Origin of the sequence: Yinghuangia soli, from assembly GCF_021502675.1 — a bacterium.
Lineage (GTDB): Bacteria > Actinomycetota > Actinomycetes > Streptomycetales > Streptomycetaceae > Yinghuangia > Yinghuangia soli.
The window spans coordinates 106,876-119,601 of record NZ_JAKFHA010000022.1 but is presented as its reverse complement, the minus strand read 5'-3'; the positions used below and the strand labels follow the sequence as shown (position 1 = coordinate 119,601).

9 protein-coding genes are annotated in these 12,726 nt (G+C 75.1%); 5 read left to right on the top strand and 4 right to left on the bottom strand.

Annotated elements, in window-relative coordinates:
* Window positions 1-238: 238 nt before the first annotated feature.
* Window positions 239-802: a hypothetical protein gene (locus LZ495_RS29335; protein ID WP_235055956.1), complete on the top strand. Its 564-nt coding sequence runs from the start codon at window positions 239-241 to the stop codon at window positions 800-802.
* A gap of 1,257 nt (window positions 803-2,059) precedes the next feature.
* Here LZ495_RS29335 and ftsL read toward each other — a convergent pair.
* From ftsL to mraZ, 3 genes are all read right to left on the bottom strand, one after another.
* Window positions 2,060-2,542, bottom strand: coding sequence for a cell division protein FtsL (ftsL, locus tag LZ495_RS29330; protein ID WP_235055955.1), 483 nt, complete (start codon window positions 2,540-2,542; stop codon window positions 2,060-2,062).
* Entirely contained in the window at window positions 2,539-3,537 is a 999-nt protein-coding gene (gene rsmH / locus LZ495_RS29325; protein ID WP_235055954.1) for a 16S rRNA (cytosine(1402)-N(4))-methyltransferase RsmH, read from the bottom strand. The genes ftsL and rsmH overlap by 4 nt, the downstream gene beginning before the upstream one ends.
* A gap of 259 nt (window positions 3,538-3,796) precedes the next feature.
* On the bottom strand, window positions 3,797-4,225 hold the full coding sequence (mraZ, locus tag LZ495_RS29320; protein ID WP_443732554.1) for a division/cell wall cluster transcriptional repressor MraZ: 429 nt from the start codon (window positions 4,223-4,225) through the stop codon (window positions 3,797-3,799).
* Window positions 4,226-4,681: 456 nt separating this feature from the next.
* On the opposite strand from mraZ, the gene LZ495_RS29315 reads away from it, so the two are divergent.
* The 4 genes from LZ495_RS29315 (at window position 4,682) to LZ495_RS29300 (ending at window position 12,166) form a co-directional block, all read left to right on the top strand.
* Complete coding sequence (locus tag LZ495_RS29315; protein WP_235055953.1) at window positions 4,682-5,863, top strand: AAA family ATPase; 1,182 nt, start codon at window positions 4,682-4,684, stop codon at window positions 5,861-5,863.
* A 1-nt stretch (window position 5,864) separates the two neighbouring features.
* Window positions 5,865-7,178: a DUF58 domain-containing protein gene (locus tag LZ495_RS29310; protein WP_235055952.1), complete on the top strand. Its 1,314-nt coding sequence runs from the start codon at window positions 5,865-5,867 to the stop codon at window positions 7,176-7,178.
* Window positions 7,175-9,508 (top strand): transglutaminase TgpA family protein, encoded by a 2,334-nt coding sequence (locus LZ495_RS29305; protein WP_235055951.1) that lies wholly within the window; start codon window positions 7,175-7,177, stop codon window positions 9,506-9,508. Before LZ495_RS29310 ends, LZ495_RS29305 begins: the two co-directional genes overlap by 4 nt.
* A 144-nt stretch (window positions 9,509-9,652) precedes the next feature.
* Window positions 9,653-12,166 carry a hypothetical protein gene (locus LZ495_RS29300; protein WP_235055950.1) on the top strand — a complete coding sequence of 838 codons (2,514 nt, stop codon included), beginning with the start codon at window positions 9,653-9,655 and terminating at the stop codon, window positions 12,164-12,166.
* A gap of 79 nt (window positions 12,167-12,245) precedes the next feature.
* On the opposite strand, the gene LZ495_RS29295 is transcribed toward LZ495_RS29300, so the two are convergent.
* Window positions 12,246-12,641 (bottom strand): SCO2097 family morphological protein, encoded by a 396-nt coding sequence (locus LZ495_RS29295; protein ID WP_235055949.1) that lies wholly within the window; start codon window positions 12,639-12,641, stop codon window positions 12,246-12,248.
* Window positions 12,642-12,726 lie beyond the last annotated feature (85 nt).

The window sequence follows — 12,726 nt, the reverse complement described above, 5'->3', positions numbered from 1 at the left end:
GGGGCCGCGCCCCGTCGGGCGCGCGCACCACGCGGCGCGCACGGGGCTCGCCTGCGGCATCGCGCCCACGGGCATCACGCTCGGGCCCCACCGCAAACCGAGAGCGGGCAGCCGCCCGCGGACCAGAGCTCTCGGGACGCCGGTCGCGCGGGTCGAAGGCGGACGGGCGCGAACGGTCGCGAGGGTCACTGCCGGCATCGCGGGTCCGGCGCCGCTCGGCGTCGGCTGACGCCGCGTCATGCGCGCGCGAACGATCCGAGGAGCCACGCAGCCATGCACCACGCGCAGCACCGCGCTCGCCCTCCGGGCGCCCGCGGTCGGGCCTGCGACCGTCACGAGCAGCGCGGCCCCCGGCGTCGCCGGCGGGTGTGGCGCGGTCGTCCCGGTCGCGGCGGTCGCGGGCATCGGCCGACGCCGCGTCCTGCGCGCGCGAACGGTCGGCAGCGCCACCCGCCGAGAAACCCCGGGCGGCACCACGACCATCGGCGCGGCGGTCGCCGTCGCCCGCCCGTGCGGCGCGGTCGTCCCGGTCCCAGCGGTCGTCGTAGCGGTCGCGGCGGTCGCGGGCGTCGGCCGACGCCGCGTCCTGCGCGCGCGAACGGCCGGCAGAGCCACCCGCCGAGAAACCACGGGCGGCACCGCGACCGTCAGCGAGGCGGTCGCCGTCGCGTGGCACACCGCGGCCGGGGCCGCGGCCATCGCGCGTGGCGCGGCGCCCGGCGTCGCCGGGCGGCGCTGCGCGGTCGCCGCGGTCGCGGGCGTCGGCCGACGCCGCGTCGTGGGCGCGCGAGCGGTCGCCTGAGCCACGCGGCGGCGAACTCTGGGCGGCACCACGACCGCCGGTGCGGCGCTCGGCGTCGCCCGGCGATGCTGCGCGGTCGTCCCGATCGCGGCGGTCGCCCTCGCGGGCACGGCGGTCGCGGGCGTCGGCCGACGCCGCATCCTGCTCACGCGAACGGTCGGCTGAGCCGCGCAGCCATGAACCACGCGCGGCGCGGCGCTCGCCCTCCGGGCGTCCGCTGTCAGGGGCGCGACCGTCGCGAGCCGAGCGGCGGTCGGCATCAGCGCTGGGGGCAGAACGACCGTCCCGGTCTCGCCGGTCGCCCTCGCGGGCACGGCGCTCGCGGGCGTCGGCGGACGCCGCATCGTGCGCACGCGAACGCCCGGCAGAGCCACTCGCAGAGAACCCCTGGGCAGCGCCCCGGCCGCTTGGGCTGCCCGGCGTTCGGCGTTCGCCGTCGCGTGCTGAGGGGTCGTCCCGGTACCGCCGGGCGTCCTCTCGGTCCCGGCGTTCGCGCGCCTCGGAGGCTGCCGCGTCGTGGGCGCGCGAGCGGTCGGCTGAGCCACGCGGCGGCGACCCCTGCGCGTCGCCGCGGACGGAACCGCGGGCGTCGCGCGCTGAGCGGTCCTCGCCACGTGCCGTCGGTGCAGAGCGGTCGTCCCGGTCTCGCCGCGCGTCCGCGCGGGCGCGGCGGTCGCGGGCGTCGGCGGCTGCCCCATCATGAGCGCGCGGGCGGTCGGCAGGGTGGCGCGGCGCGGAACCCTCGGCGCCGCTGCGGCCGCCAGGTCCTCCTGTCGCTCGGCGTTCGCCGTCGCGTGCGGAGCGCCGGTCGGCGTCGCCGCCTCGTGCCGAGGGGTCGTCCCGGTGCCCCCGGGCATCGTCGCGGTCTTGGCGGTCGCGGGCGTCGGTGGCTGCCGCTTCGCGGGGGCGCGGGCTGCGGCTCTCGCCGCGGACGCGGCGGCGGGTGCGGGCTTCGTTCTCGGCTCGGCTGCGGATGAAGGGGCTGCGCGGGGCGTCGCCGCGGCGTTCGCCCGCGGGCTCGCCGCGGTCCGCTCGGGATGCGTCGGCCGGCCTGCGGGTCCGGTCCTCGGCGTCCCGTCCCGGAGGGGGGAGGTCACCGGCCCCGCCCCGGGCCCGGGGCCGGTTTGCTCCCTCGTCGTCCCGGCGGGGCCGGGACGGACGTCGTGCGGGCGGTTCGCCGTCTCGTCCGGAACCTGATGTGGTCAAGCCGGCGCTCCCCTCACAACTACGAACTGGTCGGCGTTTGCTCCTGGCGGCCTACCGGCCGGCCGGAGCCGTGGTCGCGCCCGCTGCGGCCGGCGGCGTGGTGGGCGCCGGTGTGGTGCCCGGCACCGGGGTGGGTGCCACCGGCACCGTGGCCGCGGGCTGCGTGGGCGTCGGTCTCGGCGACGCGGGCTTCGGCGTCCCGAGGACCTGGCCGGTCACCGGGTCGATGAAGACCGGGTTGGTGCCCGGCACCATGCCGAGCTGCTCGGCCTGGCGGGCCAGCTCCCCGGGTGCCGAGACGGCGTCCAGCTCGCGCCGCAGGGCCTGCTCCTCGTCGCTGAGCCTGCTGTTCTGCTTCTTGAGCCGGGACTGCTCGAACGAGCCCTGGTTCAACGCGGTGTTGAGCAGCAGCAGCCCGAGCAGTCCGCCCCCGAGGAGCAGCACCATCAGCAGCACGAACGGGGTCCGCGAGGTGGGTGCTCCGGCGGGTCGGCGCGCGCGCACCGGGGTGCGGCCCTCCTGGGCGCTGGTCAAGAATCCTCCCGCACGCGCTCGGCCGCCCGCAGGCGCGCCGACGCGGCCCGGGGGTTCTCGGTGATCTCCGTCTCGGTCGCGCCCTCGGACGCGCGGGTCAGGAGCTTGAGGGTGGGCTGCAGTTCCTCGGGGACGACCGGCAGGTCCGGCGGCGCCTTGCTGGTCGCGCCGACCGCGAGCGCCCGCTTGGTCATGCGGTCCTCGAGCGAGTGGTACGACATGACGACGATGCGGCCGCCGACCGCGAGCGCCGCGACCGCGGCGGGCAGCGCGCGTTCGAGGACCGCGAGTTCCTGGTTCACCTCGATGCGCAGCGCCTGGAAGGTGCGCTTGGCGGGGTTGCCGCCGGTGCGACGGGTGGCCGCCGGGATCGCGTTGCGGACCAGGTCGACGAGGCGGGCGCTGTCCGTGAAGGGTTCGCGCTCGCGCTCGCGCACGATGGTGTTGGCGATCTTCGAGGCGAACCGCTCCTCGCCGTAGACCTTGAGGATCCGGGCGAGGTCGCCGGCCGGGTAGGTGTTGAGGACCTCGGCGGCGGTGATGCCGCGGGTCGGGTCCATCCGCATGTCGAGCGGGGCGTCCTGGGCGTACGCGAAGCCGCGGTCGGCCTCGTCGAGCTGCAGCGAGGAGACGCCGAGGTCGAAGAGGATGCCGTCGATGCGCGCGATGCCGAGCCGGCGCAGCACGTCGGGCAGTTCGTCGTAGACCGCGTGCACGAGGGTGGCGCGGTCGCCGAACGGGGCGAGCCGGCGGCCGGAGCGGGCCAGTGCCTCGGGGTCGCGGTCCAGGCCGACCAGCCGGGCCTCGGGGAAGCGGGTGAGCATCGCCTCGCTGTGCCCGCCCATGCCGAGCGTGGCGTCGACCACGACCGCGCCGGGCTTCCGGGTCAGCGCCGGGGCGAGGAGGTTCATGCAGCGGTCGAGGAGGACCGGGACGTGCGCGTGGGCCGGGGTGTCGCCGGGCGCTGCGGGAGGCTGGGCCGCGGTCGCGTTCATCTCGACCCTTTCGGTGGTGCTGCCGCCGGGGACGGCGGGCTTCGGGCCGCCGGCCGGGCCGACGGCGCGGTCGGAGGTGCGCGGTCGGAGGTGCCGCGGGGCAAGACTGCCATGTCCGCGGCGTCCGCCCGGCGATGCCGGAGGTCCGGGACGTACGTGCCGCCAGGTCCCCGCCCGCTCGTCTGGGGAAGTGACCGTCTGGCACCGGGGAAGGAGTGCCAGAAAGCTCGGAGCGGGTGGAGACCTCACGGCACGTCCGTCAGGACAGCACCTCCTCGGACAGCGCGGCGAACGAGTCTTCCTGCTCTTCGAGGTAGACCCGCCACGCCTCGGCATCCCAGATCTCGACCCGGGCGCCCGCTCCGATCACGACGCACTCGCGCTCCAGACCCGCGTAGGCGCGCAGCGCCGGCGGGACCAGGACGCGGCCCTGCTTGTCCGGCACCTCGTCGGAGGCGCCTGCGAAGAACACCCGCATGTAGTCCCGGTGGGCCTTGGAGGCCAGCGGGGCTTCGCGCAGGTGCTCGGTGATCCGGGCGAACTCGGCGGGCGGCCACACGTAGAGGCAGCGCTCCTGCCCCTTGGTGATCACTAGGCCCTCCGCCAATTCGTCACGGAACTTCGCCGGAAGGATCAGCCGACCCTTCTCGTCCAACCGGGGCTCGTAGGTGCCCAGGAACACGGGCACCTCCGCACCGTCTGGAGCTTGTCAGCCCCGTCCGGAGCTTCACAGCCCCATTTCCCGCCACTCTACTCCACCAAACCCCACGGTCAACCCTCTTCGGCCCCGCCACACGCCCCCCAGGCGTTACAAAACCGCAGGTCGGAGGGGGTGGTGTGAAGTGGAGGGGGTGCGCGGCGCGCGAAGTGCGCCCCCGGGGCGCGCACCGCCCTCCGAGTGGCCACTTGTCCGAAATGCACGGTTGCCCGGGAGCCGGACGGGGGTGTCCGGGACATCTGCGGCGGCAAAGCTGCAACCGAACCGCGCGCGTTCCGACTCCTAAGCGTCGAGGCCGAGTCCGCCGTTCGGACGGCCGTCCGAAAACGATCACTCTTCCGGGTGACACGGATGGCCGGTCACCTGTGACAATCGGCCTTGTGGCCCCGCTTTTCGACGGGGCGTCATGGGGCAGGGAGGGCACGGGTGTCGACGTTCAACGATCAGGCCGGTCTCAAGGAGCTGGCGGCTACCGCCGCGCGCATCCGGGGGGCCATGGAGAGCGTGATCGAAGGCAAGCCCGAGGTAGTGAGGCTGGCACTGACCGTGCTGCTCGCCGAGGGCCACCTGCTGGTCGAGGACGTTCCGGGTGTGGGCAAGACCATGCTGGCCAAGTCGCTGGCCCGTTCGGTGGACTGCTCGGTGCGGCGTGTGCAGTTCACGCCGGACCTGCTGCCGTCCGACGTCACCGGGGTCAGCGTGTACGACCAGCAGCGGCGCGAGTTCGAATTCAAGCCGGGCGCGATCTTCGCGAACATCGTGATCGGCGACGAGATCAACCGGGCGTCGCCCAAGACCCAGTCGGCGCTGCTCGAGTGCATGGCCGAGCGGCAGGTCACGGTGGACGGCACGACGTACGAGCTGCAGGCCCCCTTCATGGTCATCGCCACCCAGAACCCGGTGGAGATGGAGGGCACCTATCCGCTGCCCGAGGCACAGCGGGACCGCTTCATGGCCCGCGTCTCGATGGGCTACCCGTCGCTGGACGCGGAGCTGGAGATGCTGGGCGTGCACGGCGCCGGCTCGCCGCTCGACTCGCTCGACCCGGCCGCGGACGCCCGCGACATCGTCAAGCTGATCGAGGCGGTGCGCGAGGTGCACGTCTCGCCGGGCGTGGCGCGGTACGCGGTCGAGCTGGTCAGCGCCACCCGCAACTCGCCCGAGCTGCGGCTCGGCGCGTCGCCGCGCGCCACCCTGCACCTGGTGCGCGCCGCGAAGGCGGCCGCCGCGCTGGACAACCGCGGCTACGTGCTGCCCGACGACCTGCAGGCGCTGGCCGTCCCGGTGCTCGCGCACCGGCTGCTGCCGACCGCCGAGGCGCAGATGTCGCGGCGCTCGGTCGAGCAGGTCGTGCAGGACATCGTGCGCACGGTCCCGGTGCCGGGCGCGCCGGGCACCCCGCCCGGGGCGCAGGGCTACCCGGCGCCGCAGCCGGCGCAGGTCCGGCACGCCCAGCCGGCCCCGCAGTCCGGTCCCGGCTACGGCCGCCCGGCGGGATACCCGGCCGCGCAGCAGCCGCAGCCGTACCCCGGCCAGGGCCAGGCCGGCCCCTACGGAGCCGCGCCCGGCGGCCAGTTCCACGGCAACGGCCACAACCCGGCGCGCTGACATGCGCACCGCACTGTCCGGGCTGACCACCCGGGGACGCTCCTTCCTGGCGGCCGGCCTGGCCGCGGCGGTCTGCGCGGTGGTGCTGGGCCAGCGCGACCTGCTCCGGGTGGGCTTCCTGCTGGCCGCGCTGCCGCTGGTCGCGGTGCTCGTGGTGGCCCGCACCCGGCATCTGGTGACCAGCACGCGCGGGCTGCAGCCCGGCCGGGTGGCGGCCGGGCACGAGGCGCAGGTCCGGCTGCGGGTGGACAACGTCTCGCGCATCCCGACCGGCCTGCTCATGCTCGAGGACCACGTGCCGTACGTGCTGGGCTCGCGCCCGCGCTTCGTGCTGGACCGCATCGAGCCGCACGGCTACCGGCAGGTCGCCTACCGGGTGCGCTCCGACCTGCGCGGCAAGTTCACCGTCGGGCCGCTGCGGCTGCGCCTCGCCGACCCGTTCGGGATGTGCGAGCTGACCCGCTCGTTCGCGGCCCGCGACGCGCTGGTGGTCACCCCCGTGGTGCAGCAGCTGCCCGCGGTCGACCTGGGCGGCGAGTGGACCGGGTACGGCGACGGCAATGCGCGCAGCATCTCGTCGGCCGGCGAGGAGGACGTCGTGCCGCGCGAGTACCGGCACGGCGACGACGTGCGCCGCGTGCACTGGCGGTCCACCGCCCGGCGCGGCGAGCTGATGGTGCGCCGCGAGGAGCAGTCCTGGCAGAACCAGGCCACACTGCTCCTCGACACGCGCTTGCAGTCGCATCGCGGCGAAGGACCGTCCTCGTCCTTCGAATGGGCGGTGTCCACGGCCGCGTCGATCGGCGTGCACCTGTGCCGCCGCGGCTACACCACGCACCTCGTCTCGGCCGAGGGCACGCAGCTCGCCGGCACCCCCGAAGGCGTGCGCACCGCACCCGCCGAGACCGAATCCTTCCTGCTGGACGCGCTGGCCGTGGTCGCCGCGGGGTCCGCGGACAATCTCGAGGGCGCCGAAATGGCGCTGCGCCAACCGGGCGGCGAGGGCATGGCCGTCGCGGTGCTGGCCAACCTGACCGAGGACGACACCCGGCGGCTGGCCCGGGCGCGCACCACCGCGGCCCGCGGCCTGGCGATCGTGCTGGACACCTCCGCCTGGGAGAGCACTCCCCTGCCCGGTGCGCTGCCGCACGACGTGGCGGTGGGGCTGCTGCGCCAGGCCGGCTGGCGCGTGCTGTCCGCCTCGGCCGCGACCCGCCTGCCCGACCTGTGGCGCGGTGCCGGCCGGTCGGCCGACTCCCCGTCGCGCTCCGCCTCGTTCGGCGGCGCACTGTCCGGATCGGAGTACCGCGCATGACCGGACGCCTGCGGATGGCCGTCGCCGCCGCCGTGGCGACCACGCTCACCGCCTCCTCGCTGCTGCCGCTGGTGCGCTCCGGGGCCTGGATCTGGCAGGCGCTCGGCGCGGTGCTGCTGGTCGCGGCGGTCGGCGAGGCGGTGCGGCGCATGTCGGTGCCGCGCCCGCTGATCGGCGTCGTGCAGCTCGTGGTGCTGATCCCGTACCTGATGCTCGTGCTGGTGCCGGAGGTGTCCGGGCCGATCCCGACGCCGGACGCGGTCCGGGCGTACGGCGACCTGATGAGCGCCGGCGGCACCGACATCAAGAACTACTCGCCGCCGGTCCCGGCGGCCGACGGCATCGGGGCGATCCTGGTCACCGTGGTCGCGGTGGTCGCGGTCATGGTGGACACCATCGCGGTCACCTACGGCCAGGCGGCGCCGGCCGGCCTGCCGCTGCTCGCGCTGTACAGCGTGCCCGCGGCGCTCGCCGAATCCGGCCTGGGCTGGGGCGTGTTCCTGCTGTCCGGGCTGGCGTACGTGGTGCTGCTGCTCGCCGAAGGCCGGGAGCGCCTGCTGCGCTGGGGCCGTCCGCTCGTCCCGCCCGGCGCCCGCAGCTCCGGCACCTCGGCCCGCCCCTGGGCGCGCGGCGGCGGCCGGATAGGCCTGGCCACGCTCGCCGTCGCGGTCGCCGTCCCGGCCGTCATCCCGATGACCGCGAACCGGCTGGCGGACCGCAGCGGCACCGGCTCGGACCAGATCACCACGATCAACCCGGTGGTCGACCTCAAGGACGAGCTGAACCGGCCGGAGAACACCGACCTGCTCACGTACACGACCACCGCGGACCCGCGTTCGATGTACCTGCGCATCGCCGCGCTCGACCTGTTCGACGGCAACTCGTGGCAGCCGTCCGAGCAGGGCCTGGTCGACCCGCCCAAGGTGATGCCGCCGCCGCAGGGCCTCGACCCGAGCGTCAAGGCCACCAAGGTGACCACCGAGATCAAGGTGGTGAAGGGCTACAAGCAGGGCTCGGTGCCGATGCCGTACCCGGCGTCCGAGGTCAAGGTCAAGGGCGACTGGCGCTACGAGAACGAAGGCCGCCTGCTGCTCGGCGACAAGGGCCAGACCATCTCCAACCAGCGCTACACGGTCGTCAGCCTGGACGTCCGGCCGACCGCCGACCAGCTGCGCGCCGCGGGCGCGGTGCCGAGCTCGATGAGCCGCTACCGCCCGGTCCCGCTCAACCTGGTCCGCTCGCTCACCGATGTGACCAACCGGGTCGCGGGCAGCGGTTCGTCCTTCGACAAGGCGCTGCGCCTGGAGAAGTGGTTCGCCGAGTCGGGCGACTTCAAGTACGACACGAAAGTCCCCAACAAGGGGAACGGCAAGAACGCCATCGACAACTTCATGGAACAGAAGATCGGCTACTGCGAGCAGTTCGCCTCCACGATGGCCGTGATGGCGCGCATCCTGGGCATCCCGTCCCGGGTCGCGGTCGGCTTCGTGCCGGGCAGCCCGACCGGCGACGGCACGTACAAGATCGGCAGCCACGACGCGCACGCCTGGCCCGAGCTGTACTTCGCCAACGTCGGGTGGGTGCGCTTCGAGCCGACCCCGTCGCGCGGCACCGCACCGCAGTTCGACGACAACCGGCCGCTGCCCGAGCCGAGCAGCAGCCTCACCGCCACGCCGACCGAGACCAACCCCACCCCGCTGCCCGAGCAGTCGCGGCAGTGCCGGATGGACGATTGCCCCGAGGACACGCCCACCGCGGCTGCGGTCGCGGCCGGCGGCGGCGGGGACGGCGGCAACCTGCGCAACCTCCTGATCGGGGTGGGCGCCGCGGTCCTGGTGGTCCTCCTCCTGGCCCTGCCCATGCTGCTGCGCCGCAGAGTACGAAGGCGAAGGCTCACCGCGCTGAGCCGGGACCCGGTGGTGGACGCCGGCCGGGCCGACCCCGGCGAGGCCGTCCTGGGCGCTTGGCAGGAAGTCCTCGACACGGCACGCGACCTGGGCATCAGGACCGGGAATTCGGAGACGCCGCGGCAGCTGACCGTGCGGCTGCTCGCCGAACTCCCGGAGGACGCCGAGGCCGCGCGCGAGGCGCTGCCGCGCATCGCGCTGGCCGCCGAGCAGGTCATGTACGCACCGGAGGCGCCGCAGCGGACGATCGGCCTGGCCGAGGACGTCCGGGCGGTCCGCGGGGCACTGCTGGCCGCGGCCACCCGGGGCACCCGGCTGCGGGCGGAGTTCCTGCCCGCGTCGGCGTTCCGCCGGCCGCAGGGCGGTCCCCTGGAACGGCTGCGCAGCGGCCGGGAACCCGAGCCGGAGCCGGGCAGCGCATAGGGCGCACTGCTACGCCTCAGGCGAAAAGCCCCGCTTGCCCCCGATAAGGCATGTTCGCGAACGCCCCGTCCGAACCGGACGGGGCGTTCCCGATTGCCGAAGTAACGGACCGCAGGCGCCTCATCCCCGTACGGTGACCAAAAGGTGGAACATCAGCCTCACACCAGGGGGATCGTCGTGGCCCGCGTCTATCAGGCCGTACTCCACGGGTCCGCCGAGCACCTGGGCCGCGCACTGCGGCGCAGCTTCGCCGCGGCGTACCAGTTACCGGACGACGGCACCGCGGAACTCGAACACACCTCCGCAGAACGCCACATCGTGCTGCGCGACGCCGACACGTGCGGCCGCTACATATGCGACTCCGGCCGGGTCCGCGTCACCGCCATATGGGGCCCGGCCTCGATCAGCGAGTCGGCGTGGGCCCTGATCGCCGTCGACGCCCCCACTCCGGACGCCCCGCATGCGGCCTTCGCGGCCGAGATCGTCTCCGGGTTCCTGGAGGCCGAGCGGGCGTTCGACGGAACGATCCCCCTGGAGACCGGCCCTTTCGCGGTGGACGACGCCGACCACGTGGGCGAACTGCTGCGGCGCCTGCTCGACCCGCGCCGCCGCGTCCCGGTCGTGGTGCTGAGCGTCGACGACCGCCGCCCCGAACTGCCCGCCCGGCACGCCGCCCACCTCGCCCGCCGCACCGCGGGCACCGCGGTCGTCGCCGTGCTGGGCGACCCGGAGGCCGAGGAACGCCTGAACGGGGCGCTGGGGGAAGGCTTCAAGGTCTACGGCGGCGCCTTGCGCACCTACCTCGCGGAGTTCGACCCGGCCACCGAGGACTACCCGCTGCGCCACCCGGTGCGCAGCGGTGCGGCGCTGCGCGACCTGGGCCGCCGGGCGCTGGACGTGGTCGTGGCGGGGGTGACCGGGGACGGCGTGCGGCGGGCGCTCCCGCTGGACGTGCGGCGCGGACTGCGGCTCGTCCCGCAGGTCCTGGAACGCGGGATCCCCTGGGAGCAGGCCGCGGTGCTCCCGGTGGGCGCGGCACCGCGGCCCTGCGCACCGGGAGCGGGCGCGGGAACGGCGCGGAGCAGCAGCGGGACGACCGGGCGAAGCGGGGGCCGCCCGGCCGGACACCCGATCCAGATGCCGACGCCGGCCGCGGCTGCGTCGCCTCCGGCAGGCGGGACCGGCCCGCGACCGGGCGAGAGCACCGACTCCGGAACCGCGTCCGCCACCGGAGTACGCAACCCCCTGCCGGCCCCCCGCCGCGAACAATCCCCCGGCGCTCCCGCCACGGCCGACGTGCCGGGCAGCCGGGCGGCGACACCCGGGGCCGAACCGGGCACCGGGTGCGCCGCAGGCCCGGCGGCCGGGGTGCGCACCGAACAGAGCCCGGCCACCGCAGGCACAAGGCATGAGGAGACGGACAGCGCAGCGGACCCGCCCCAGGTCCCGCGCTCCGATGCGGCCCCCGCCTCGCCATCGGCCTCGGGCAGCAGCCCCGCCCCGGGACCGGCTCCGAGCGCGAACCCGGGCACGGGCGCAGACCCGGGCACGGGATCGGGTGCGGGATCGGGATCGGGCACAGGCGCGGACCCGAAGGTGGCGGCCGGATCCGCGGGGCACTCCTCGGTCCCCTCGCCGGCATCGCCGCAAGGCTCGCCGCAGGGCAACGCCCCCGGGACGCCCGGCGGATCCCCGTCCGCGGCCCCCGGTGCCGGCCGCGGCGGGCTTCCGTCGCCGCTGTCCGTGCCGCCCCGGCCGCCGGGGCGCGCCGCCGGGGCGCCGGCGGCCCCGCCGCAACCCGCCACGCCTGCCGAACTGTCCGGGGAGATCGCCGCGATGGTCGTCGCCGCGTTACAGGGCGCGGGACCGGGGCGCCTCGTCGCGGTCCCGCGCGAAGCCGGTGATCTGGTCGGGCAGCTGCGCGGGCTGGTCGACAAACTGGACCGCGAGTCGCGCAGCGCCGGCGAGGAGTCCGAGGCCGAGCACCTCGCCGCCCAGCTCGCCCGGCTGCGCGACGACTACGACCTGCTGGTCCTGCAGTACGAGGAGCTCGCCGAGGAGTCCCGGCGCTCCGAGGACCGCATCCGGCGGCTGGACGGGCTGCTCGCCGAGCTGTCCGCGGGCGCCGACGCGGTGCCCGCGTACGACGTCTGGATACCCGAGTGCCTGGCCGACGTACTGCGCCGGGCCCGCACCGAACTCCCGCACGTGAGCCTGCCGGACAGCCTCGACAGCGGGGCGGCCACGCTGGACAAGGCCGAACCGGGGCTGACCCGGGTCTGGGCGGCCGCCGCCTGGGACGCGCTGCGGGCCCTCAACGCGTACGCGCAGGCCCGGTCCGCCAACACCTTCCGGGGCGGGTTCCGCGACTGGTGCCGCAATCCGCCGCATGGGGCCTACGCCCTGTCCCCGAAGAAATTCGCCATGAAGGAGTCGGACGCGGTCGCGGGGCGGGCGAAGTTCCGCAAGGCGCGGACGTTCCCGGTGCCGCCCGAGGTCGCTCCCGAGCAGGTCGTGTTCATGGAAGCGCACGTCAAGCTGCGCGGGATCGGCAACCCGGCGCCGCGCATGCACTTCCACGACGACGCCGCGGGCGCCACCGGCCGCATCCACGTCGGCTACCTGGGCCACCATCTCGACAACACCCGCACCAACTGACCGTCGGGTCCGCAGGCACGGCAAGGCCTGGCTCCCGCATCAGCGGAAGCCAGGCCTCATGGCGTATGCGGTAGGGCCGTCAGCCTTGTTCTTCTTCGCGGCGGCGGCGCCAGCGGTCCTCGATGCGGTTCATCATCTTGGCGCGGCGCGGGCGCGGTGCCCGGCCGGCCTGCGAGCTGCCGGCGTCCGCCTGCGCCTGCCCCGGGGAGCGGCGCCAGCCGGTGACGGCCAGCAATGCACCCGTGAGCATCAGCAGGAAGCCGACGACACTGACCCAGATGGCTCCCGGCACCATGACGCCGGTCATGAGCAGGACGAGGCCGGCGACGAAACCGGCGATCGCCCAGCCCGTCCGACGCCGGGTATGCGTGCGCATGCCGGCACCCTCGAGCGCTGTCGCGAACTTGGGATCTTCGGCGTACAGCGCTCGCTCCATCTGCTCGAGCAAACGCTGCTCGTGCTCTGAGAGCGGCACGGCGTCCTCCTTCGTCGGCCGCGAGGCGACCGGTGCGGCCCTTTCAGGATAGGCAGGGAACCGCCATCGTGAAAGCCACCCGCGA

Bases quoted from the DNA above. Each gene is read 5' to 3' on its own strand.
- LZ495_RS29335 (WP_235055956.1), top strand. From the start codon at position 239: ATGCGCGCGCGAACGATCCGAGGAGCCACGCAGCCATGCACCACGCGC.
- rsmH (WP_235055954.1), bottom strand. From the start codon at position 3,537: ATGAACGCGACCGCGGCCCAGCCTCCCGCAGCGCCCGGCGACACCCCG.
- LZ495_RS29310 (WP_235055952.1), top strand. From the start codon at position 5,865: ATGCGCACCGCACTGTCCGGGCTGACCACCCGGGGACGCTCCTTCCTG.
- LZ495_RS29305 (WP_235055951.1), top strand. From the start codon at position 7,175: ATGACCGGACGCCTGCGGATGGCCGTCGCCGCCGCCGTGGCGACCACG.